This window comes from Serratia sp. AXJ-M (assembly GCF_046531865.1).
In the GTDB taxonomy this organism is placed as follows: Bacteria; Pseudomonadota; Gammaproteobacteria; order Enterobacterales; family Enterobacteriaceae; genus Serratia; species Serratia liquefaciens.
The window spans coordinates 1,271,199-1,293,163 of the sequence record NZ_CP059394.1; the positions used below are offsets into that span (position 1 = coordinate 1,271,199).

A 21,965-nucleotide genomic window follows, 5' to 3' on the forward strand; every position below is an offset into this window, starting at 1 on the left:
GGTGGCCGTGAGCGACATATTGCCAGGCCGCAGGACAGGGATTAGGGAGATATGTCGATGGCGAATAACCCACGTGCCGGGCAGCCGGCTCAGCAAAGCGATTTGATCAACGTAGCCCAGCTGACGTCGCAGTACTATGTACTGCAACCTGAAGCGGGCAACGCCGCACACGCGGTCAAGTTCGGGACTTCAGGCCATCGCGGCAGTGCGCTGCGCCACAGCTTTAACGAAGCCCACATTCTCGCTATCGCGCAGGCGATTGCCGAAGTGCGTCATCAGCAGGGCGTGACCGGTCCATGCTACGTGGGTAAAGACACCCATGCGCTGTCGGAGCCTGCCTTCATTTCAGTGCTGGAAGTGCTGAGCGCCAACGGCGTTGATGTGATCGTGCAGGAAAATAACGGCTTCACGCCAACGCCTGCGGTCTCCCATGCTATCCTGTGCCACAACCGTAACGGTGGGGCATTGGCCGATGGCATCGTGATCACCCCGTCCCACAATCCGCCTGAAGATGGCGGCATCAAATATAACCCGACCAACGGCGGCCCGGCGGACACCAACCTGACCTCGGTGATTGAAAAGCGCGCCAATGAACTGCTGTCTCTGCAGCTGAAAGGCGTTCAGCGTCAATCGCTGGATAAGGCCTGGGCCAGCGGCCGTGTGCATGCACAGGACCTGGTGCAGCCATATGTTGAAGGGCTGGTGGACGTGGTTGATATGCCTGCGATTCAGCGTGCCGGCCTGAAGCTGGGCGTCGATCCGCTCGGCGGTTCCGGCATCGCCTACTGGCAGCGTATCGCCGAGCATTACAAGCTGGATCTGACGCTGGTGAACGATGCTATCGATCAGACCTTCCGCTTTATGCACCTGGACCACGACGGTGTGATCCGTATGGACTGCTCTTCAGAACCGGCGATGGGTGGCCTGCTGGCGCTGCGCGACAAGTTCGACCTGGCGTTTGCCAACGATCCGGATTACGACCGCCACGGCATAGTTACGCCTGCGGGGCTGATGAACCCGAACCATTATCTGGCGGTTGCCATCAACTATCTGTTCCAGCATCGTCCACAGTGGAGTGCTAACGTAGCGGTAGGCAAGACGCTGGTTTCCAGCGCGATGATTGACCGCGTGGTAGCTGATTTGGGCCGCAAGCTGGTGGAAGTGCCGGTGGGCTTCAAATGGTTCGTTGATGGCCTGCATGACGGTAGCCTGGGCTTTGGCGGCGAAGAGAGCGCAGGGGCTTCGTTCCTGCGTTTCAATGCTACCCCGTGGTCTACTGATAAAGACGGTATCATCATGTGCCTGTTGGCGGCGGAAATCACCGCAGTGACCGGCGAAAATCCGCAGCATCACTACGAAGACCTGGCCAAGCGTTTTGGTGCCCCGAGCTACAACCGCATTCAGGCACCGGCAACTTCTGCGCAGAAAGCGGCGTTGTCCAAGCTGTCACCGGAAATGGTCAAAGCCGATACTCTGGCGGGTGATCCTATTACCGCACGTTTGACGGCGGCACCGGGCAACGGCGCATCGATTGGTGGCCTGAAAGTGATGACCGACAACGGTTGGTTCGCAGCACGTCCTTCTGGTACCGAAGAAGCCTACAAGATTTACTGTGAGAGCTTCCTCGGTGCTGAGCACCGTGAAAAGATCGAGCACGAAGCGGTAGAAATCGTCAGCGAAGTGCTGGCTTCTGCCAAGTAAGGCTTCTCTCCCTTGAAAAAAGGCGCTGTTTTAACAGCGCTTTTTTTATGCCTGCAATTTAGATATATCTTTTTCATTCTTCACCTCTTGCGCATTTAGATATATCGATCTAGATTAGATATATCGAAGTGACTTAGATATATCTAAATCACCTCGTAAGCTGATTATCCAATGCGAGGTACAGACTATGTTTCACCGTTTAGATTTACACCGTCGTCACGGCTGTCGCCATGACAGCGAAGAAGGGCACGAACATCACCATCGTCGTCGTGGCGGTCGCCATCATTTTGGCGGCGACCATGGTGAAGAGCATGGCCGGGGAGGGCGCGGCGGTCGTGGCGGCCGTCACCGCATGTTTGAACACGGCGATCTGCGGCTGGTGCTGCTGGCGCTGGTGGCGCGTAAACCGAGCCACGGTTACGAACTGATCAAGGCGATCGACGAGGCGTCTTCCGGTCTCTATGTGCCAAGCCCAGGGGTGATTTATCCGACACTGACGCTGCTGGAAGAGCAGGATTTCCTCGAGCCGATCACCAGCGGCAACGGCCGTAAAAGCTATCAGATCACCGAGCTGGGCCAGAGTGAATTACAAAAACACCAGGCCGTCGTCGATGTGATCCTGGCTCGTTTGGCCGGTGCCGGTCGCGGCCACCATCATCATGGCAATCTGGCGGAAGGCATCTCCGACGCCATGAACCGCCTGCGCAGTTTGTTGCGTGGCAATGTGATGCGCGCCGATCTTTCGCCACAGCAGGTCGAACGCATCAATGCGGCGCTGCTCACCGCGGTGGCGGCAATTGAAAGTGAAATGAACATTGCTCCAACAGATACAGATAAGGAAAACAACTGATGCCTGGCCACCGTTTCCGCATTACCGTTGAAGCCCTGAGCGATCGCCAAGGCGAGCCCGTTGAGAAAACGCCACTGAGTTTTGAGGTGGAAAACCACGACGATATTCTTGGCATCGTTGAGCGCATCAAAGCGCGCGAAGATCTGAACTTTGGCGAAAATAACAGCGCGGCCTTCGCCGTCGGCTTGAAGCTGTTCTCTGAAGTGATGATCGAAAACCGCAAGCACCCGGTGTTTGCCCCGCTGCGCGAGGCGTTCAAAGAATTTATGGTGGGGCTGAAGAAAGGCCAAAACGTGTAGGGGGGCCGCATGCTGCACCCGTTTAATCGAATATTGCATCAGCTTAACCGCATGCTGCACCCTTTCACCTCATGGCATAAAGCGGTAACCGACGCCGGTTTCGGTCAGCAAGTGTTTTGGCCGGGCCGGATCGGCCTCCAGTTTTTGCCGCAGATGCCCCATATAAATTCGCAGATAGTGGCTGTGTTCGACGTAGTTCGGTCCCCAGACGTGGCTTAATAGCTGACGCTGGGTGATGACCTTGCCGGAGTTGGCCAGCAGTTCGGCCAGCAGGCGAAACTCTATCGGTGTCAGATGCAGATCTTCACCCTGGCGCAGTACCCGGCGGTTGATCAGATCGACGGTGATTTCGGAAAAGCTGACCAACGGACTCTCCTGCTGGCTGCCTGAATGGCGGCGCAAGGCGACTCGCACGCGGGCCAGCAGTTCGCCGATGCCAAACGGTTTGCTGAGATAGTCATCCGCCCCGGCGTCCAGCGCGGCAATTTTGTCTTCTTCGGCATTACGCGCCGACAGCACAATCACCGGAATGGCGCTCCACTGGCGTAGATCGCGGATATAGTTAAGCCCGTCACCGTCCGGCAACCCTAAATCGAGAATAATCAGATCCGGCTTGCGCGTGCCAGCTTCAATCAGCCCGCGCTGCAGCGTTTCGCTTTCAAACACCCGTAGCCCCTCACTTTCGAGCGCGGTACGGACGAAGCGCCGGATCTCTTTCTCATCTTCGACAATCAGAATATTGGTTGGCGTGCTGCTCACAAGGCTCCCTGGAGTTGGTTAGAGATCAAAGGCTTCGCTGTCTATTTCCGGCGGTTTTTCCAGCGGCAGCACAAAGCGGAAGCTGGCACCGCCGTTAGCGCCGTTTTCCGCCCAAATGCGGCCGCCGTGCACTTCAATAATGGCACGGCAAATCGCTAACCCCAAACCTACGCCGGGAATGGCCGACTCTTTATTGCCGCGGGAAAACTTATCGAAGATAAGCTGTTTTTTCCCTTCAGGAATGCCTGGGCCATCGTCCCAGACTTCGACTTCCAGCCAGTCGGGCAGCGTATGGGCGCGAATGCCGATAGTAGCATCGATACCGGCGTATTTATTGGCATTTTCCAACAGGTTAGTGAAAACCCGCTCCAGCAGGCTGCCGTCGCAATTAACCAATATCAGCTCCGGCGGCAGCTCAACCTTGATCTGGTGTTGGGTCATCAGCGGTTCCAGCATGTGCAGCGAAGCGCCGACGATCTCCTCCAGCGACTGCCACTCTTTTCGCAGATTAAAGCCACCGGATTGAATGCGTGCCATATCCAGCAGGTTGTTCACCAGCCGGGTGGTGCTCAATACCTGCTGGCGGATCTGACTGGCCTGCGGAGCATGGTTGGAGCCTTCCGCGGCCAGATCGAGCGTCAGAATTTCCGCCTGGCCGAACAGCACCGTCAGCGGCGTGCGCAAATCGTGGGACAGCGCCGCCAGCAGCGAGTTGCGCAGCTGCTCCCGCTCGGCGTCCAGTTTTGCTTCCTCGGCGCTGCGCGCCAGATGCAATCGTTCCAGCGCGCTGGCGATCAGCACCGCAAAGGTTTGCAGCAGCCGCTGTTGTTCCGGCACCATCAGTTGGCGCAGGTTACTGGGTTCGATAGCCAGCAGGCCGAAGGTTTGTTTCGACGTGGTGAGCGGGAGCAGTTGGTAAGGCACGCCAGGCAAGGTGTCGGTACCGGCGCCGGCCGGCATGCCCTTGTCGAAACTCCAACGGGCGATAGCCTCATCCACCGACAGCAGCCCGCCCGTTTCGCCAACCATTTGCTGCAGCTTGCCGTCTTCCTGTGGCAGCAGCAGGACGGTTTTGGCCTGGAAGCTGCTGGAAAGGAAGTGGCGGCTGGTTTTGGCGATATCTTCGGTGGTCAGCGCCTGGCTCAGCCCACGAGATATTTCATACAGGTGCCGAGCTCTTTGCTCGCGATAACGGGCCACTCGCGCCTGATAACGCACGCCGGCGGTCAGGTTGCCGATGGTGATGCCGACGATCAGCATGACGCCGAAGGTCAGCAGATACTGCATATCGCTGACGGCAAACGACCATTCAGGCTGGACGAAAAACAGATCAAAGCTGGCGACGTTAATCACCGCCGCCAGTACCGAGGGCCAACGGCCGAAGAACAGCGCGACGATCGCCACCCCGAGCAGATACACCATCACCAGGTTGGCCTGGTCAAAGCCCGGCAACAACCATTGGGAGAGCAGGGTGATCAGGGCGCAGAGTGCAACGGCCACGGCGCAGCCGCGCAATTGCATGCGCCATTTTTCGGTAAAGTTGCGGCCATCATGTTCTTTCCCCTGCGGCGCAGGGGTGTCGTTTTCCAGCGCGACGATCACCAGATCGAGATCGGGTCCCAGGCGACCGAGACGATCGGCAAAGCTGCCGCGCAGTTTCCAGCGTTGTTCGCTGCGGCGGCCGATAATGATTTTGCCCAGGTTATGTTCGCGGGCATAGCGCAACACCGCACGTTCTTCATAAGGTTCAGACAGGGTAGCGGTTTCAGCCCCCAACTCCTGCGCCAGCCGCAGCGCCCGCAGGATCGCCCGGCGTTGATTTTCCGGCAAGCGGTGCAGTTTCGGTGTTTCTACATACACCGCGTGCCAGTGGCAACCCAATCGGGCCGCCAGCCGCGCCGCGATACGCACCAGTTTCTCATTGCCGCTGCTATGCCCCACGCACAGCAAAATGCTGTCGCGAGTGTGCCATACCCGCTCGCGGCCCTGAGTATCGCGAAAGGCGCGCATCTGGTCATCAACCCGGTCGGCGGTGCGGCGCAGCGCCAGTTCGCGCAGCGCGATCAGATTGCCCTTGCGGAAAAAGTGCTCGATGGCGCGCTCGGCCTGGCCGGGAATGTACACCTTGCCTTCATTTAATCGCTGACGCAGATCGTCTGGCGGCAGGTCAACCAGCACCACCTCGGTGGCCTCGTCGAACACGTGATCGGGCACCGTTTCACGTACACGCACGCCGGTCACGCCGCCGACCACGTCGTTCAGGCTTTCCAGATGTTGGACATTGACGGTGGTCAGCACGTCGATACCGGCGTCCAACAGCTCTTCCACATCCTGCCAGCGCTTCGGATGGCGCGAACCGTAGGCGTTACTGTGCGCCAGCTCATCCATCAGGATCAGTGCCGGGTGGCGTGCCAGCGCGGCATCGAGATCAAATTCCTGCACTAAGCGTCCGCGATGCTGGATGCGTTTTTGCGCCAGCAGATCCAAGCCGTTCAGCAGCGCTGCGGTTTCGCTGCGGCCATGGGTTTCCACCACGCCGACCAGCACGTCCAACCCCTGGCTGCGCAGCCGCTGGGCTTCCTGCAGCATGGCGTAGGTTTTGCCCACCCCGGCACAGGCGCCGAAGAAAACCTTCAACCGGCCGCGGGGCTTTTCATTGGCCAGCGCCAGCAGGCTGTCAGGGTCAGGGCGTTGTTGTTCCTCATCCACCATCGGAGTTCCTTTTGCAGCAATGTACCCGTCATACTGCAAGCTGCTTGGGTGTTGGCTGCCTTCACTCACCCCAGTCGCTTACTTGAGTAAGCTCCTGGGGATTCACTCAGTTTCCGCCTACAAGCAACTCGAATTATTTTGGGTATATATATCGGGTTCGGCACGCCGAACCCGATACTTATCCTTTAACACGCAACGGATTATTTCAATGCGTCGAGCGCCAGGTTCAATTTCAGCACGTTTACCACCGACTCGCCCATAAAGTTGGGGGTGGCCTGATCGGTGCTTTGATCAATCAGCTTGGCGATTTGCTCCGGCGGTAGTTGGCGCGCCGCCGCAACCCGGGCCAGTTGATATTGCGCCGCCGCGAGAGAGATCTGCGGATCCAGTCCGCTACCCGAGGCCGTCAGCAGATCGACCGGGATCGGGCCCTTCATCGCCGGGTTGGCCAGACGCAATTGCGCGGCACGCTCGGCGATGGCTTTATCCAGCGCCGGGTTGGTGGCGGCCAGGTTGCTGCCGGCGGACGCCATCGCATTATAGGCCGAATCGCCGGTGGCAGAAGGGCGGCCCCAGAAATACTCGGGTTTGGTAAAGTTTTGGCCGATTAACGCGGAGCCGACCACCTTATCGCCCTGATACAGCAGCGAACCGTTGGCCGCGCCGGAAAACAGCAGCTGCGAAAGTCCGGTCGTCAGCAACGGGTAGGCGATACCGGTAATCAACGTCAGCAGAATCAACATCACCAACGAAGGGCGTAAATAAGACATTTTCATTTCCTCTCAATGATTAACCGGCGATGTGCAAGGCGACCAGGATCAGGTCGATCAGCTTGATGCCGACAAAAGGCACCAACAGACCGCCCACGCCATAGAGCCACAGGTTGCGTCGTAGCAGTGCAGCTGCGCTCATCGGTTTATAGCTCACCCCTTTCAGCGCCAGCGGGATCAGGAATACGATCACCAGGGCGTTGAAGATCACCGCCGACATAATGGCGGAGGCTGGGGAGTGCAAATGCATCACGTTCAGGGCGTTAAGCTGCGGATAGGTTGCCGCAAACGCCGCCGGGATAATGGCGAAATACTTGGCCACGTCGTTGGCGATGCTGAAGGTGGTCAGTGAACCGCGCGTCATCAGCATTTGTTTGCCGATGTGCACCACTTCAATCAACTTGGTCGGGTTAGAGTCCAGATCGACCATGTTGCCCGCCTCTTTGGCGGCCTGAGTGCCCGAGTTCATCGCCACCGCCACATCAGCCTGAGCCAGCGCTGGCGCGTCGTTGGTGCCGTCACCGGTCATCGCTACCAGACGGCCTTCCGCCTGATATTGGCGAATCAACGCCAGCTTGGCTTCCGGCGTCGCTTCCGAAAGGAAGTCGTCTACCCCGGCTTCGGCGGCGATCGCGGCGGCGGTCAGTGGGTTATCACCGGTGATCATCACCGTTTTGATGCCCATTTTACGCAGCTCGGCGAAACGCTCTTTAATGCCGCCCTTGACGATATCCTTCAGCGCTACCACGCCCAATACGCGCGGGCCTTCTGCTACCACCAGCGGCGTACCGCCAGTGCGCGCCACGCTGGCGACCAGTTCGTCCACCGCCTGCGGGAAGTGGCCCTGATTGGACTCCACGTGACGACGAATGGCGTCCACCGCGCCTTTGCGGATCATCCGGTCCTGCACGTTGACGCCGCTCATGCGCGTTTGGGCGGAGAAGGGCACGAAAGTGGCGTTCAGCGCCTGCAGGTCACGTTCGCGCAGGTTGAAGCGTTGCTTCGCCAGCACCACGATGCTACGGCCTTCCGGCGTTTCGTCCGCCAGGGATGACAGCTGGGCCGCGTCGGCCAGATCTTGCTCCTTCACGCCCGGCGCAGGCAAGAACTCGGAGGCCTGACGGTTACCCAGCGTAATGGTGCCGGTTTTGTCCAGCAGCAGCACATCAACGTCACCAGCGGCTTCCACCGCGCGCCCGCTGGTGGCGATCACGTTGGCCCCCAGCATTCGGCTCATCCCGGCCACGCCAATGGCCGACAGCAACCCGCCGATGGTGGTAGGGATCAGGCAGACCAGCAGCGCCACCAGCACGGTAATGGTGACTACCGAACCGCCGTTGGCGGCGTCCACGCTGTACTGCGAGAACGGAAACAGCGTCGCGGTCGCCAGCACGAACACGATGGTCAGTGCGACCAGCAGAATGGTCAACGCTACTTCGTTCGGGGTTTTACGCCGTTTGGCGCCTTCCACCATGGCGATCATCCTGTCGAGGAAGGTTTCGCCCGGGTTAACGCTGCACTGCACCACCAGCCAGTCGGACAGCACGCGGGTACCGCCAGTCACCGACGAGAAGTCACCGCCGGATTCGCGGATCACCGGTGCGGATTCGCCGGTAATGGCGCTTTCGTCCACGGAGGCGCCACCTTCCAGCACTTCGCCGTCGCAGGGGATGGTATCGCCGGCTTCCACCAGTACGATGTCACCCTTACGCAGGCTTTCGGCGGACACTTTCTCGGTGGCACCATCACGGCGCGGCGCGGCCAATTTTTTCGCCCAACTGGTTTTCTTGGTGCCCCTCAGGCTTTCCGCCTGGGCTTTGCTGCGCCCTTCGGCCAGCGCTTCGGCAAAGTTGGCGAACAGCACGGTGAACCACAGCCACAGAGCGATACTGCCGGTGAAAGCCGCGCTGCCGTCGGTCTGTCCGGCGAGGATCGCCAGCCAGATGGCCGTAGTCAGGATGCTGCCTATATACACCACGAACATCACCGGGTTACGCCACTGGGTGCGTGGATCTAGCTTTTTCAGCGCATCGATCAGCGCGGTACGGACCAGTGCCGGTTCAAACAGCGCACGTTGTTTGCGAGTCATCACTTAATCTCTCTCTTTATTTCATTCCCTATGGATTTCGAGTTGCAGCTAGGCACCCAACTCGCACATCCCCAGGCGCTTACTTGAGTAAGTAACTGGGGTGAGCGAGTGCCAGTAACAACGCTGCGGCTCGAAAGGCGACGGGAATGCGCCTGTTATTTGGCCAGCCAAAGTTGCAAATGTTCGGCCACCGGTCCCAGCGCCAGCGCTGGTACGAAGGTCAATGCGCCCACCAGCAGCACGGTGCCGATCAGCAGACCGATAAACAGCGGCCCGTAGGTTGGCAGAGTACCGTTGCCCGCAGGCTGACGTTTCTTCGCACACAGCGAACCGGCAATGGCCAGCACCGGCAGGATCACCCCAAAGCGGCCGACGAACATGGCGAAGGCCAGCAGCAGGTTATAGAACGGCGTATTGACGCTCAGGCCGGCAAAGGCGCTACCGTTATTGTTGGCGGCGGAAGACAGCGCATACAGCACTTCGCTGAAGCCGTGCGCGCCCGGGTTAAGGATGCCTGCACGACCGGCGTCGGTGGCGATGGCCAGCGCCGTGCCCAACAGCACCAGCGTCGGCGTGACCAGGATCGCCAGAGCGGTCATTTTCATGTCGTAGACGTCAATCTTTTTGCCCAGGTATTCCGGTGTGCGCCCGATCATCAGCCCGGCAATAAACACCGTCAGCAGGACGAACAACAGCATGCCGTACAGGCCCGAGCCAACACCGCCAAACACCACTTCGCCAATCTGCATCAGCCACATCGGCACCATGCCGCCCAGCGCGGTGAAGGAGTCATGCATCGCATTGACCGCACCGCAGGACGCCGCGGTGGTCACCACCGAGAACAGGCTGGTGGTGAGAATGCCAAAGCGCGACTCCTTGCCTTCCATATTGATGTTGCTGGCACTGCCCAATTCGCCCAGATGAGGGTTACCCGCCAGTTCGGCGAACATCACCACCACCACGGCAACCACGAAGATCAGCGCCATCGCCCAGATCAGCGCGTGGCCCTGGCGGTTTTCACCGGCAACCTGACCGAAAGCAAAACACAACGCGCAGGGGATCAGGAAGATCGCCAGCATTTGCACAAAGTTGGTCAGCACGGTCGGGTTTTCGAACGGGTGAGCCGAGTTGGCGCCGAAGAAACCGCCGCCATTGGTGCCGAGCATTTTGATCGCTTCCTGAGAGGCCACAGGCCCCATCGGCAGCGTCTGCTGCGCGCCTTCCAGCGTGTTGATGTGCAGGTAGGGCAGGAAGTTTTGCAGCGTGCCCTGGCTGACGAAGAACAAAGCGATCAACAGCGAAATCGGCAGCAGCACATACAGCGTCACGCGGAACATATCGATCCAGGCGTTGCCGATAGTGGCGCTGGAACGACGGGTGAAGGCGCGGATCAACGCAAAGGCCACGGCGATACCGGTCGCGGCGGACAGGAAGTTCTGCACCGCCAGACCGGCCATTTGGCTGAGATAGCTGAGAGTGCTTTCACCGCTGTAGGCTTGCCAGTTGGTGTTGGTGACAAAGCTGACCGCGGTATTGAACGCCAGATCCCAGGACAGGCCGGGGAAGCCCTGCGGGTTAAGCGGCAGCGAGCCTTGCGCCATCAGCAACGCGAACAGCAGCACCAGACCGAGCAGGTTAAACCACAGGATCGCCAGTGCGTATTGCCACCAGTTCATTTCGGCGGGGGTTGTGCCACAGCAACGCCAAATGCCGGCTTCCAGCCGACGCAGCGCCGGCAGCGGCTCTCCTTCAATCAGGCGTGCCAGGAAACCGCCCAGCGGTCGCGCCAGCAGCAGAAGCACCAGCAGGAAGCTGGCAATCAATAAAAAGGCTGAAGCTGCCATCAGAAATCCTCCGCATTGAACAGGGCATAAACCAGATAGCCCAACAGCAGCAGAACCAACAGCGCACCACCAATAACGCTGATACTCACGGGACACCTCCAGAGGTGTAGTTTTTGATAGAGCGAGTGTAGGGAGGGCGGTAGAAAGAAGATGAAAAAATAGCGTTGGCCGGTGTAAAAAAAGTATAAAAATGGCTGAAATTACAGCAAAAAATGGCTTTTTAGCCTCGGTTTTGGGGGGCGTAGCGCGATTGGACTCCTGTTTGGGGGCGTGAAGATGAAGGTTTGCGTAAACAGGGCGTAAATAACCACAATGTAACCAATGGTTAGTTAATTATTAACCTTGATGTAACAAAATTACGGATTAGGCGAATTATTTGCGATTTTTTGTGCGATTCAGTGGTCGGATGAGTAGTAAACTTTCATCAATTGCGCTAAAATTTTGTCCAGTTACCAAATGGTCTTGTTTCTATTGTTTACGCCAGCGCTGTTTCGCAGTAAATCAACGGCCAGGCGTTTTTGAGGAGGTTCGCATGTCTACTTATCACGCTTATTCATTGCATCGGATTCTCCTGCGCCGTAGCGCAGTGATCCTGGCAGGTGTGTTGGCTTTACCGGTAATGCTGTTCCGCAGCGACCGCGCCCGTTTTTACAGCTATTTGCACCGCGTCTGGTCAAAAACCAGCGATAAGCCGGTCTGGCTGCAACAGGCGGAACTGGCGTCCTGCGATTTCTACTGATCGCAGCTTGCCCCAACGAAAACCCTCGCTTTCCAGCGGGGGTTTTTTTATGGCTGCGGTTCGGGCATGGTGTCGATAGCGTTCGTGTCATAGCGCGAATTCTTCTACACTTTTAGTCACATCCAACGCTGCGGGAGCCTATCAATGAGTGACAAAATTCCGGTCGGTATCAGCGCCTGCCTGCTTGGCGAGACGGTACGTTTTGACGGCGGCCATAAACGACTGGCCTTTGCGGTGGAACAACTGGCCCCTTTTGTGCGGTTTGAGCCGATTTGCCCGGAAATGGCCATCGGTTTACCGACCCCGCGCCCGGCGCTGCGGTTGATCAAAAAACAACATCACGTGGCACTGCGCCACAGCAATGACGATAGCATTGACGTAACCGAGCGGATGCAGCAGTTTTCCGAGCAGCGAATCGCCGCTTTGCAGCACCTGTGCGGTTACATTGTTTGCGCCAACTCGCCAAGCTGCGGCATGGAGCGGGTCCGTCTGTATGATGAGAACGGTAGCGGCGCGCGTAAAAGTGGCGTCGGATTGTTCACCGCCGAGCTACTGCGGCAAATGCCCTGGCTGCCGGTGGAGGAGGACGGGCGGCTGAACGACGCAACGCTGCGGGAGAACTTTGTCGAACGCGTTTATGCGCTGTATGAGTTAAACATGCTGTGGCGTAAAGGCCTGAGCCGCGGCGGACTGATCGCCTTTCACAGTCGCTATAAGCTGTCGCTGTTGGCGCATTCTCAGCAGGAATACCGGGAGCTTGGCCGTTTTGTGGCGGGCATCGATAAATGGGATTCGCTGGAAGCCTTCACCCTCGAATACCGCAGTCGCCTGATGAAACTGCTGGCGCACAAGGCTACCCGTCGTAACCACACCAACGTATTGATGCATGTGCAGGGCTATTTCCGCAATCATCTGAGCTCCGCGCAGCGCCAGGAACTGGCGCAGTTGATCGATCGTTATCGGCAGGGCGTGCAGCCGTTGTTGGCACCGATAACCCTGCTCAAACACTACATGGCCGAATACCCCGATCGTTATCTGGCCGACCAACGCTATTTCGAGCCCTATCCCGAGGCGCTGCGCCTGCGTTATGGCCACTGATTGACAAGGAGTTTTATGACCACGCATCTGGTCTGGTTGCGTAACGATTTGCGTATCACCGACAACAAAGCCCTGCACGCCGCCTGTAGCGATCCCGAAGTTCGGGTGCTGGCGGTGTTTATCGCCACGCCGCAACAATGGCAGCAGCACCAAATGGCGCCACGTCAGGCGGCGTTTATCCATGCGGGTTTGCTGCAGGTACAGCAGGCCCTTGCCGAGCGCGGCATTCCCCTTAGCTATCACCAATGCGACGACTTCTCAGCTGCAGTGGATTGGCTGGTGGCGTACTGCACACAGGAGCGGGTGGATGCGCTGTTTTACAATCGCCAGTACGAAATCAACGAGCGCCAGCGCGACCAACGGCTGGAACAGCGTTTAGCCGGGCAGGTGATTTGCCAGAGTTTCGACGACAGCCTGCTGCTGCCGCCGGGGAGCGTGCAAACCGGCGGCGGTGAAATGTACAAGGTCTATACGCCTTTTCGTAAAGCCTTTATCCAGCGTCTGACCGAATCCGACATCCGCTCTGTTCCCGCCCCCAAACCGCGAGCCGGTGGCGCACTGCCCACCCCTGCAGTACCCGAGGCGTTCGATTATCCACCGGCAGAGCCGACCGGGGATTTTCCAAGCGGGGAAGAGGCGGCTTTGCAGCGATTACGTTCTTTTTGCCGGGAGCAGGTGCAGGACTATCTTAAGCAGCGCGATCTGCCGGCCATTGACGGTACCAGCGGCCTGTCGCCCTATTTGGCGATTGGCGTGTTGTCACCGCGCCAATGCTTTAACCGCCTGCGTGCTGAATGCCCACAGGTGCTGGAAAATCCCGACGGCGGCGCTTTTGGCTGGCTGAATGAACTGATCTGGCGCGAGTTTTATCGGCATTTGATGGTGGCCTATCCTGCGTTATGCAAGCACCGTCCCTTTATCGATTGGACGGATAAGGTACGCTGGCGGAACGACCGTGAGCTGCTGCAGGCCTGGCAGCAGGGCGCCACCGGCTATCCGATCGTTGATGCCGCTATGCGACAATTGAATAAAACCGGCTGGATGCATAACCGGTTACGCATGATCAGCGCCAGTTTTCTGGTGAAAGACTTACTGATCGACTGGCGCGAAGGTGAGCGCTATTTCATGTCGCAACTGCTGGACGGCGATCTGGCGGCCAACAACGGCGGTTGGCAGTGGGCGGCCTCCACCGGTACCGACGCCGCGCCGTATTTCCGCATCTTTAACCCGACCACTCAGGGCGAACGTTTTGATCCGCAAGGCACTTTTATCCGTAAATGGTTGCCCGAGCTGGCGGATGTACCGGACAATGCTATCCATCAACCCCATCGCTGGGCAGAACAACAGCAGCGCGTGCTGGATTATCCGCTGCCGATTGTCGACCACAAGCAGGCGCGGCTGGAAACGCTGGCGGCCTTTGAGGCGGCGAAGCGCGGGGAATATTAAGGCAACAGCAAGGAGCGAAATAATGATGAAAAAGGTGCTGGCCCTGTGCCTGAGCGGCTATTCAGCCCTGGCGCTGGCCGGTTTTGACGTGGTGGCGCTGGGCGTGGATGGCGGCGTCAGCGACGGCAATCTGACCTCTTATCTGATCCGCAGCGACAACCAACCGCAGTATCTGGCGCTGGATGCCGGCTCGTTGTTACCGGGTATCGCCAAAGGGCTGGAGAAGGGGAGTTTCCCGCAGGTGACCCCTGAACTGGCGGCGCCTTATACTCCGCAGGGTTATGTATTCCGCCAACTGATCGGCGCTTACTTTATCAGCCATGGTCATCTGGACCACGTGGCGGGGTTGATAATCGGTTCGCCGGAGGACAGCAAGAAGAATATCTATGCCCAGGCCGATACCATTCTGACCCTGCGCAATCATTACTTTAACTGGAAGGCCTGGCCCAACTTCACCGATTCCGGCAACGGATCGCGGTTGGGGACTTACCGGCTGCAAACCGTGCGCCCGCAGCAGCGTGTGACCCTGGGCGTGACCGGTTTAAGCGGCGTAATGTATCCGCTCAGCCACGATCGGTATCCTTCTTCGATGCTGCTGGTCTCCGATCGCAGCGGCTCTTTCGCCTATTTCGGCGATACCGGCCCGGATGCGCTTGAGCAGTCGCGCAATCTGGACGGCGCCTGGCGCGCGTTGGGGCCGCTCATCGAGCAGAAAAAGCTGAAAGGCATGATCATCGAAAGCTCCTATCCCAACGAGGTTGAAGATAAAAATCTCTACGGGCACCTGACGCCGGCATGGTTGTTGAAAGAGTTGAAAAATTTGACCCAGTACAGTGGGGGAGAAGGATCGCTGAAGGATTTCCCGGTGGTCATCAGCCATATCAAACCCAGCCTGAAGCAAGGGCAAGATGTGCGGGCGACCATCAAACAGCAGTTGGAACAGGGCAACGATCTGGGCGTGAAATTTATCCTGATGGAACAGGGCGACCGCCAGACATTTTGAATTGAAGAGAGAATTTTTATGCGTAACCTCGATCTTGAAAAGTTGATCAACACCGAACTGAATACCGGCGCGTTTCAGGATTACGGCCCTAATGGGTTGCAGGTGGAAGGGCGGCCCCATGTGCAGCGTATCGTTACCGGCGTTACCGCCTGTCAGGCGCTGCTGGATGCGGCGGTGGAACACCAGGCCGACGCCGTTGTGGTACATCACGGCTACTTCTGGAAAAACGAGGCGCCCTCGGTACGTGGCATGAAGCGCACTCGGCTGAAAACGCTGTTGAGCAATGATATCAACCTGTACGCTTATCACCTGCCGCTGGACGCGCATCCGGTGTTGGGCAACAACGCGCAGCTGGCGCATCAACTGGGCATTCGGGTGATTGGCGAAGTGGAACCGCTGGTGCCGCACGGGGAATTTGAGCAACCGCTGACCGGCGTTGAACTGCAGCAACGTATTGAGAGCCGCCTCGGGCGGGCCGTACTGCACTGTGGTGATAACGCCCCGGCGCATATCCGCCGTGTGGCCTGGTGCACCGGTGGCGGTCAGGGCTTTATCGACAGCGCCGCGCGATTTGGCGTCGATGCTTTCATTACCGGAGAGGTTTCTGAGCAAACCATTCACAGCGCGCGTGAAATGGGCATTCACTTTTTTGCCGCCGGGCATCATGCCACTGAACGCGGTGGCGTCAAGGCGCTCGGTGAATGGCTGGCTGAGCAGCATGGTTTTGATGTGACCTTTATCGATATCCCAAATCCCGCCTGATTTCCCTCCGAGGATCCAGCCCGGTTTATACCGAGGCTGAATCCTTTTAATAGCCTAATCCCTTATTTTCTCGAAGGTTGTTCTATTGACAGCCGGAGCGCTGTCGCGCATAACTGATGTGTTTTCATCGCGATAATAATAAGGAGAAAAGGGTGCAACGAGCACGATGTTACCTGTTAGGTGAACGCGCGGTAGTGCTTGAACTGTCGCCGCCGGTGACGCTGCCAAGCCAGCAGCGGATTTGGGCGCTGGCCGAAAAGCTGAATCATCATCCCGACGTGCGCGAAGTGGTGCCCGGCATGAACAACCTTACGCTGCTGCTGAAGACGCCGCAGGCCGACGCCGAAATGATGTTAGCGCTGTTGCAACAGGGATGGGACAGCGAGGAGATCCTGGTGCCGGAATCACGTCAGGTGGATATTCCGGTGATCTATGGCGGACAGGACGGGCCCGATCTGGATGAGGTCGCGCGCCACACCGGCATGACTCCGCAGCAGGTGGTGGAGTGCCACTCCTCTGCGGATTACGTAGTCTATTTCCTTGGTTTTCAACCTGGTTTCTCCTACATGGGCGGCATGCCGGACAAGTTGGCAACGCCGCGCCGTGCCGAACCGCGCCTGTCGGTGGCGGCTGGCTCCGTGGGTATCGGTGGCAGTCAGACCGGTATTTATCCGCTGGTGACCCCCGGCGGCTGGCAGTTGATTGGCCGTACACCTCTGGCGTTGTTTAATCCCTATGAAATGCCGCCCACCCTGCTGCGCCCTGGCGACAGCGTGCGGTTTGTGCCACAGAAGGAGGGCGTATGCTGAAGATCCTGCGTGCGGGCATTTACACCACGGTGCAGGATTTGGGCCGTAACGGTTTCCGTCGTCTGGGCGTCAGCCAGGGCGGCGCGCTCGACGAACCCGCGTTGAGGATCGCCAACCTGCTGGTGGGTAACGATACGAATGCCGCCGGGCTGGAAATCACCCTCGGGCAATTTAGCGCCGAATTTACCCGGCCAGGCTGGATCGCGCTGACCGGCGCCGGTTGTGATGCGCAACTGGACGGCAAGCCGCTGTGGACCGGCTGGCGTTATCAGGTCAATGCGGGCCAACAGCTGATGTTGAAAATGCCAAAACGTGGCATGCGCAGCTATCTGGCGATAGACGGTGGTATCGCGGTGCCGGAAATACTCGGCTCACGCAGCACCGACAACAAAGCCGCTTTTGGCGGGCTGGAAGGACGTAACCTGCGAGATGGCGACTGCCTGCCGTTGGGAGCGGGGCGCGAATTGCAAAAGCAAAGCACCGGCGTGAAACAACTGTTGTTCAACAACCGTATCCGGGCCTTGCCGGGGCCGGAATATGACGAATTCAGCGAAGAGGCGAAAGAGTCTTTCTGGCGTACTGCCTGGCAACTGAGCCCGCAGAGCAACCGCATGGGCTACCGCTTGCACGGCAGCAGCGCGCTGAACCGTACCACCGAACGCGAAATGTTGTCGCATGGCCTGTTGCCGGGCGTGGTGCAGGTGCCGCATAACGGTCAGCCTATCGTGTTGATGGCCGATGCTCAAACTACCGGTGGTTACCCGCGCATTGCCTGCGTGATCGAAGCCGATCTCTATCATCTGGCGCAAATCCGTCTGGGCGAAGCTATCCACTTTGTACCCTGTACCCTGGCCCAGGCGCAGCGCGCCAAGGCCGAACAGGAGCACTTTATCCAACAGATTGCCTGGGGGTTAGATGAACGTTGATTTGAATGCCGATCTGGGTGAGGGCTGCGCTAACGATCAGGCGCTGCTGCAATTGGTCAGTTCGGCCAATATCGCCTGCGGTTTTCACGCCGGAGATGCGCAAACCATGCGCCAGTCGGTGCGTTGGGCGCTGCAGTACGGCGTGGCGATTGGCGCGCATCCGAGTTTTCCCGATCGCGAGAACTTTGGTCGTACCCGCATGCAGTTGCCGCCGGAAATGGTGTATGCGCAGGTGGTGTATCAGCTCGGTGCGCTGGCGGCGATTGCCCGTGCAGAAGGCGGGGTAATGGTGCACGTGAAGCCGCACGGCATGTTGTACAACCAGGCGGCCGTGGAGCCGGCGCTGGCGGAAGCCATTGCCCGCGCGGTTAAAGCAGTCGATCCGGCTTTGCGCCTGGTGGGGCTGGCGGGCAGCGAACTGATCCGCGCCGGTGAAAAGCAAGGTTTGGCGACGCGACAAGAGGTCTTTGCCGATCGCGGTTATCAGGCCGATGGCACGCTGGTACCACGGGGCCAGCCAGGGGCTTTGATTACCAGCGACGAACTGGCGCTGGCGCAAACGCTGGAAATGGTACGCCACCATCGGGTTCGCACTCTGGACGGCACCTGGGCCGCTGTTCGGGCCGAAACCGTCTGCCTGCATGGCGACGGTGAACATGCGCTGGAATACGCGCGCACGCTGCGCAAACGTTTTGCCGTGGAAGGCATTAACGTCAGCGCAGAATAAAAATAATTAAACATACACAACACACAACACAATAATACCCAATGGATTTCGAGTCACAGCCAGGCAGCAAGGGGGTAAATCTCCAGGAGCTTACTTGAGTAAGTGACTGGCGTTTGCCCATGCAGCTAACAACGCTGTGGCTTGAAAGACGAGGGGAAAAGGAAGGCGCTATGGAACAGGTTGTTAACTTATGGCCACTGATTGGCATTGCCGCCATCGTGGTCGGGTTTGTTTTACGCTTTAACCCCGTGCTGGTGGTGATTGTCGCCGGCATTATCACCGGGCTGGCGGCATTGATGCCGCTGGATGTGATCCTGGAAAAACTCGGTGAGGGCTTCTTGAATACCCGTAACCTGCCGCTGATCCTGCTGCTGCCGTTGGCGGTGATCGGTTTGCTGGAACGCCACGGTTTGAAAGAGCGTGCACAGGCATGGATCGCCAAGATCAAAAGCGCCACCGCTGGACGTTTGTTGATCGTCTATCTGTTCGTGCGTGAAATTACTGCCGCCATGGGGCTGACCAGCCTGGGCGGGCACCCGCAAATGGTGCGTCCACTGTTGGCCCCCATGGCGGAAGGGGCTGCGGAAAACCGTTACGGTGAGCTGCCGGAGCGTACGCGTCACCGCCTGCGTGCCATGTCTGCCGCGACGGATAACGTCGGGTTATTCTTTGGCGAAGACATTTTTGTGGCCTTCGGCGCGATCATCTTCATGCACAACTTTATGCTGGAATCCGGCGGTATCCAGACCGAGCCGCTGCATATCGCCTTGTGGGGCATTCCCACCGCTATTTTTGCCTTCCTGATCCATGCGTTTCGACTTTACCGGATGGATAAGCAGCTCAGCGCTGAATTGTCGCAGCTTAATCAGGCGGCACTGCAGGCCAAAGGAGATGCCCAATGACTTTCCAACAACAATATCTCTATTGGCTGGCCGGCGTGGTGCTGCTGATTGTCGCCGTGATGTCGTTCCGCGATCGCGCCAACCCGCGGCGTATTACCACCGGTTTGTTCTGGGCGTTGTACGGTGTGGTGTTCCTGGTTGGCGACTGGACCTATAGCCTGTTGGGCGACGTGCTGGGGGAGGGCAGCAACGAAGAACGCATGCTGCATATTATCGTCGGCGTGGTGGTCGTGGTGATGGCGTTGATCGCCGGCTTTGGCGGTGTGCGTCTGGGGAGCTATCATCAACGTACCCCACAGCAGCGCGAAGAGAGCGCGAAACGTCTGGGTAACCGGCTGTTTATTCCGGCACTGGCCATCCCGGTGGTGACGGTGGTTGGCGTGCTGCTGTTCAACAATATTCCGGCATTGCAAACGGCGATATTCGGCAGCGGTAACCACGCAACCTTGATTACTCTGTTCTCGATGACCGTCGGTTGTTTGCTGGGGTTGGTCATTGCGGTGAAAATGACTCATGAGAAAGCGCTGCAGCCGATTCAGGAAGCGCGCCGCCTGCTGGACTCCATCGGTTGGGCGTTTATTTTGCCGCAAATCCTCGCCACGCTGGGCCTGCTGTTTACCACCGCAGGCGTCGGTACCGCCATCTCTCATCTGACTCAAGAGTATCTGGCGGTGGATAACCGCTTCATCGCGGTGGCGGTTTATGCCATTGGTATGGCGCTGTTGACCATGGTGATGGGTAACGCCTTTGCCGCTTTTCCTATCGTCACCGCCGGTATCGGTATCCCGATCCTGGTGCTGCAACACGGTGGTAACCCGGCGGTGATGGCGGCCATCGGCATGTTTTCCGGCTATTGCGGCACGCTGATGACGCCAATGGCTGCTAACTTTAATATTGTACCGGCGGCGTTGCTGGAATTGCCGGACAAGAATGCGGTGATCAAGGCGCAGGTGCCGACCGGGGTGCTGCTGCTGCTGGTGAACGTGTTCCTGCTTTATTTCCTGATGTTCCTTTAAGGAGAACGCATGCAAAAGGTATTGATCACGGGCTTTGAGCCCTTTGGCGGCGAGCGCGTTAATCCTTCGTGGGAAGTGGTAAAGCAACTCAATGATATGGAGCTTTCCGGCGCGCGCATTATTGCACGCCAGCTGCCTTGCGTATTCGGCGCGGCGCTGGAAGCGCTCAATGAGGCGATTGATGACGTGCAGCCAGTGATGGTGTTAGCTATCGGCCAAGCCGGTGGACGGACTGACATTACGCTGGAACGCGTGGCAATCAATATCGACGATGCGCGTATTCCGGATAATCAGGGGCAGCAGCCGATAGACGAGCCTATCGTTGAAAAGGGGCCTGCGGCTTATTTCAGTACCTTGCCCGTCAAGGCTATGGTTGAGGCGATGCGTGAAGCGGGTATCCCTGCTTCGGTATCGCAAACGGCCGGCACCTACGTTTGCAACCATGTGATGTACGGCTTGTTGCACCGTTTGAGCAAGCAGCAGGCGATCAAGGGCGGGTTCATTCATATTCCTTATCTGCCGGAGCAGGCTGCTGTCCATCCTGGTGCCCCCAGTATGGCGGCAACCACGGTCCTGTTTGCGCTGGAATTGGCCGTTTCCATTGCGCTGCAGGTTGAACACGATTTGAAAGTCGTCGGCGGCGCGACGCATTAATCGCCGTTTTTACCCCGGCGCGGTTTGTCGCGTCGGGGGCTACTCAGGAGTGATTCTATGCCGGAAGGACCGGAGATTCGCCGGGCGGCAGATGCATTGGCGGCGGCGGTGATCGACCAGCCGCTGACCGACGTCGGTTTTGCCTTTCCCCAGCTTAAACACTATCGCGACAGGTTAATCGGTGAGCGGATCATTGCTATCGAACCGCGCGGCAAGGCGTTACTGACCCACTTTTCCAATGGGCTGACGCTTTATAGCCATAACCAATTGTATGGCGTGTGGAAAGTGGTGAACGCGGGGGAAACGCCGGAAACCAAACGGGATCTGCGCGTACGGCTGGAAACGGCGGAGCGGGCAATTCTGTTGTACAGCGCGTCAGATATTACCCTGGGGCCGCGCGAAGAAATTGAACAGCATCCGTTTTTGCAACGTATCGGCCCCGACGTGCTGGATATGACGCTGACGGAAACCGCGGTAGAACAGCGACTGTTGTCGCCGAAGTTTCGTCGCAGGCAACTGGGTGGCATGTTGCTCGATCAGGCGTTTCTCGCCGGGCTGGGCAATTACCTGCGCGCCGAAATTCTCTGGCAGGCCGAACTGGCACCGCAGCATAAGCCGCAGGATCTGTCACCGGAGGCTTTGCAACGGCTGGCAAAGGCCCTGCTGGCGGTACCGAGGCTGTCTTACCAGACTCGCGGGCAGGTGGATGAGAACCGTCATCACGGCGCGTTATTCAGTTTCAAGGTGTTTCACCGCAGCGGTGAACCCTGTGAACGTTGCGGCGCGATGATCGTCCGTACCTCGTTGTCGTCGCGGCCGTTTTATTGGTGTCCAGGCTGTCAGAAATAGCAAAAAAAAG

Annotated in this window: 21 protein-coding genes; 15 read left to right on the plus strand and 6 right to left on the minus strand. The window is 58.3% G+C overall.

The window, feature by feature from the left end; all coding sequences use genetic code 11:
• Nucleotides 1–57: 57 nt before the first annotated feature.
• The 3 genes from pgm (at nt 58) to H0S68_RS05945 (ending at nt 2,850) form a co-directional block, all read left to right on the plus strand.
• Entirely contained in the window at nt 58–1,701 is a 1,644-nt protein-coding gene (gene pgm / locus H0S68_RS05935; protein WP_046375073.1) for a phosphoglucomutase (alpha-D-glucose-1,6-bisphosphate-dependent), read from the plus strand.
• Between the two features lie 187 nt (nt 1,702–1,888).
• A complete protein-coding gene (locus H0S68_RS05940; RefSeq protein WP_048759473.1) occupies nt 1,889–2,551 on the plus strand; it encodes a PadR family transcriptional regulator in 663 nt (220 codons plus the stop codon).
• Nucleotides 2,551–2,850, plus strand: a complete 300-nt coding sequence (locus H0S68_RS05945) for a DUF3861 domain-containing protein (RefSeq protein WP_020825652.1) — start codon at nt 2,551–2,553, stop codon at nt 2,848–2,850. Before H0S68_RS05940 ends, H0S68_RS05945 begins: the two co-directional genes overlap by 1 nt.
• A gap of 69 nt (nt 2,851–2,919) precedes the next feature.
• On the opposite strand, the gene kdpE is transcribed toward H0S68_RS05945, so the two are convergent.
• The 6 genes from kdpE to H0S68_RS05975 all read right to left on the minus strand — a co-directional run bounded on the left by kdpE (nt 2,920) and on the right by H0S68_RS05975 (nt 11,113).
• On the minus strand, nt 2,920–3,609 hold the full coding sequence (gene kdpE, locus H0S68_RS05950) for a two-component system response regulator KdpE (protein WP_046374274.1): 690 nt from the start codon (nt 3,607–3,609) through the stop codon (nt 2,920–2,922).
• Between the two features lie 18 nt (nt 3,610–3,627).
• The gene (kdpD, locus tag H0S68_RS05955) at nt 3,628–6,321 is read right to left on the minus strand and encodes a two-component system sensor histidine kinase KdpD (RefSeq protein WP_020825654.1); all 2,694 of its coding nucleotides are present in this window, start codon (nt 6,319–6,321) and stop codon (nt 3,628–3,630) included.
• A gap of 200 nt (nt 6,322–6,521) precedes the next feature.
• Nucleotides 6,522–7,091, minus strand: coding sequence for a potassium-transporting ATPase subunit KdpC (gene kdpC, locus H0S68_RS05960; RefSeq protein WP_048759470.1), 570 nt, complete (start codon nt 7,089–7,091; stop codon nt 6,522–6,524).
• A 19-nt stretch (nt 7,092–7,110) separates the two neighbouring features.
• Nucleotides 7,111–9,180 (minus strand): potassium-transporting ATPase subunit KdpB, encoded by a 2,070-nt coding sequence (gene kdpB / locus H0S68_RS05965; protein ID WP_020825656.1) that lies wholly within the window; start codon nt 9,178–9,180, stop codon nt 7,111–7,113.
• A 155-nt stretch (nt 9,181–9,335) separates the two neighbouring features.
• Nucleotides 9,336–11,024, minus strand: coding sequence for a potassium-transporting ATPase subunit KdpA (gene kdpA / locus H0S68_RS05970; protein WP_410529229.1), 1,689 nt, complete (start codon nt 11,022–11,024; stop codon nt 9,336–9,338).
• The gene (locus tag H0S68_RS05975; protein WP_004949718.1) at nt 11,024–11,113 is read right to left on the minus strand and encodes a K(+)-transporting ATPase subunit F; all 90 of its coding nucleotides are present in this window, start codon (nt 11,111–11,113) and stop codon (nt 11,024–11,026) included. The genes kdpA and H0S68_RS05975 overlap by 1 nt, the downstream gene beginning before the upstream one ends.
• A gap of 443 nt (nt 11,114–11,556) precedes the next feature.
• Between H0S68_RS05975 and H0S68_RS05980 the strand changes: the two genes are divergently transcribed.
• The 12 genes from H0S68_RS05980 (at nt 11,557) to nei (ending at nt 21,955) form a co-directional block, all read left to right on the plus strand.
• Entirely contained in the window at nt 11,557–11,763 is a 207-nt protein-coding gene (locus tag H0S68_RS05980; protein ID WP_020825658.1) for a YbfA family protein, read from the plus strand.
• A 144-nt stretch (nt 11,764–11,907) separates the two neighbouring features.
• Entirely contained in the window at nt 11,908–12,861 is a 954-nt protein-coding gene (locus tag H0S68_RS05985) for a YbgA family protein (protein WP_020825659.1), read from the plus strand.
• Between the two features lie 15 nt (nt 12,862–12,876).
• Nucleotides 12,877–14,307, plus strand: coding sequence for a deoxyribodipyrimidine photo-lyase (phrB, locus tag H0S68_RS05990; protein WP_259216573.1), 1,431 nt, complete (start codon nt 12,877–12,879; stop codon nt 14,305–14,307).
• A gap of 22 nt (nt 14,308–14,329) precedes the next feature.
• A complete protein-coding gene (locus tag H0S68_RS05995) occupies nt 14,330–15,310 on the plus strand; it encodes an MBL fold metallo-hydrolase (RefSeq protein ID WP_048759467.1) in 981 nt (326 codons plus the stop codon).
• A gap of 18 nt (nt 15,311–15,328) precedes the next feature.
• Complete coding sequence (locus tag H0S68_RS06000) at nt 15,329–16,072, plus strand: type 2 GTP cyclohydrolase I (protein ID WP_122077604.1); 744 nt, start codon at nt 15,329–15,331, stop codon at nt 16,070–16,072.
• A 152-nt stretch (nt 16,073–16,224) separates the two neighbouring features.
• Complete coding sequence (pxpB, locus tag H0S68_RS06005) at nt 16,225–16,881, plus strand: 5-oxoprolinase subunit PxpB (protein ID WP_020825663.1); 657 nt, start codon at nt 16,225–16,227, stop codon at nt 16,879–16,881.
• Entirely contained in the window at nt 16,875–17,807 is a 933-nt protein-coding gene (gene pxpC, locus H0S68_RS06010; protein ID WP_046374265.1) for a 5-oxoprolinase subunit PxpC, read from the plus strand. Before pxpB ends, pxpC begins: the two co-directional genes overlap by 7 nt.
• Complete coding sequence (pxpA, locus tag H0S68_RS06015; RefSeq protein ID WP_410529230.1) at nt 17,797–18,534, plus strand: 5-oxoprolinase subunit PxpA; 738 nt, start codon at nt 17,797–17,799, stop codon at nt 18,532–18,534. Before pxpC ends, pxpA begins: the two co-directional genes overlap by 11 nt.
• 170 nt (nt 18,535–18,704) lie before the next feature.
• Complete coding sequence (locus H0S68_RS06020; protein WP_020825666.1) at nt 18,705–19,436, plus strand: DUF969 domain-containing protein; 732 nt, start codon at nt 18,705–18,707, stop codon at nt 19,434–19,436.
• The gene (locus H0S68_RS06025; RefSeq protein WP_410529231.1) at nt 19,433–20,452 is read left to right on the plus strand and encodes a DUF979 domain-containing protein; all 1,020 of its coding nucleotides are present in this window, start codon (nt 19,433–19,435) and stop codon (nt 20,450–20,452) included. The genes H0S68_RS06020 and H0S68_RS06025 overlap by 4 nt, the downstream gene beginning before the upstream one ends.
• 9 nt (nt 20,453–20,461) lie before the next feature.
• On the plus strand, nt 20,462–21,106 hold the full coding sequence (gene pcp / locus H0S68_RS06030) for a pyroglutamyl-peptidase I (RefSeq protein WP_187962453.1): 645 nt from the start codon (nt 20,462–20,464) through the stop codon (nt 21,104–21,106).
• 57 nt (nt 21,107–21,163) lie between these two features.
• The gene (gene nei, locus H0S68_RS06035; RefSeq protein ID WP_046374263.1) at nt 21,164–21,955 is read left to right on the plus strand and encodes an endonuclease VIII; all 792 of its coding nucleotides are present in this window, start codon (nt 21,164–21,166) and stop codon (nt 21,953–21,955) included.
• Nucleotides 21,956–21,965: the final 10 nt, after the last annotated feature.

Coding starts and splice junctions, on each gene's coding strand:
- pcp (WP_187962453.1), top strand. CDS start 20,462: ATGCAAAAGGTATTGATCACGGGCTTTGAGCCCTTTGGCGGCGAGCGC.
- H0S68_RS05985 (WP_020825659.1), top strand. CDS start 11,908: ATGAGTGACAAAATTCCGGTCGGTATCAGCGCCTGCCTGCTTGGCGAG.
- kdpC (WP_048759470.1), bottom strand. CDS start 7,091: ATGTCTTATTTACGCCCTTCGTTGGTGATGTTGATTCTGCTGACGTTG.
- nei (WP_046374263.1), top strand. CDS start 21,164: ATGCCGGAAGGACCGGAGATTCGCCGGGCGGCAGATGCATTGGCGGCG.
- pxpA (WP_410529230.1), top strand. CDS start 17,797: ATGAACGTTGATTTGAATGCCGATCTGGGTGAGGGCTGCGCTAACGAT.
- H0S68_RS05940 (WP_048759473.1), top strand. CDS start 1,889: ATGTTTCACCGTTTAGATTTACACCGTCGTCACGGCTGTCGCCATGAC.
- H0S68_RS05945 (WP_020825652.1), top strand. CDS start 2,551: ATGCCTGGCCACCGTTTCCGCATTACCGTTGAAGCCCTGAGCGATCGC.
- H0S68_RS06025 (WP_410529231.1), top strand. CDS start 19,433: ATGACTTTCCAACAACAATATCTCTATTGGCTGGCCGGCGTGGTGCTG.
- H0S68_RS05980 (WP_020825658.1), top strand. CDS start 11,557: ATGTCTACTTATCACGCTTATTCATTGCATCGGATTCTCCTGCGCCGT.
- H0S68_RS06000 (WP_122077604.1), top strand. CDS start 15,329: ATGCGTAACCTCGATCTTGAAAAGTTGATCAACACCGAACTGAATACC.
- pgm (WP_046375073.1), top strand. CDS start 58: ATGGCGAATAACCCACGTGCCGGGCAGCCGGCTCAGCAAAGCGATTTG.
- H0S68_RS05995 (WP_048759467.1), top strand. CDS start 14,330: ATGATGAAAAAGGTGCTGGCCCTGTGCCTGAGCGGCTATTCAGCCCTG.
- kdpD (WP_020825654.1), bottom strand. CDS start 6,321: ATGGTGGATGAGGAACAACAACGCCCTGACCCTGACAGCCTGCTGGCG.
- kdpB (WP_020825656.1), bottom strand. CDS start 9,180: ATGACTCGCAAACAACGTGCGCTGTTTGAACCGGCACTGGTCCGTACC.
- kdpA (WP_410529229.1), bottom strand. CDS start 11,024: ATGGCAGCTTCAGCCTTTTTATTGATTGCCAGCTTCCTGCTGGTGCTT.
- pxpC (WP_046374265.1), top strand. CDS start 16,875: ATGCTGAAGATCCTGCGTGCGGGCATTTACACCACGGTGCAGGATTTG.
- phrB (WP_259216573.1), top strand. CDS start 12,877: ATGACCACGCATCTGGTCTGGTTGCGTAACGATTTGCGTATCACCGAC.
- H0S68_RS06020 (WP_020825666.1), top strand. CDS start 18,705: ATGGAACAGGTTGTTAACTTATGGCCACTGATTGGCATTGCCGCCATC.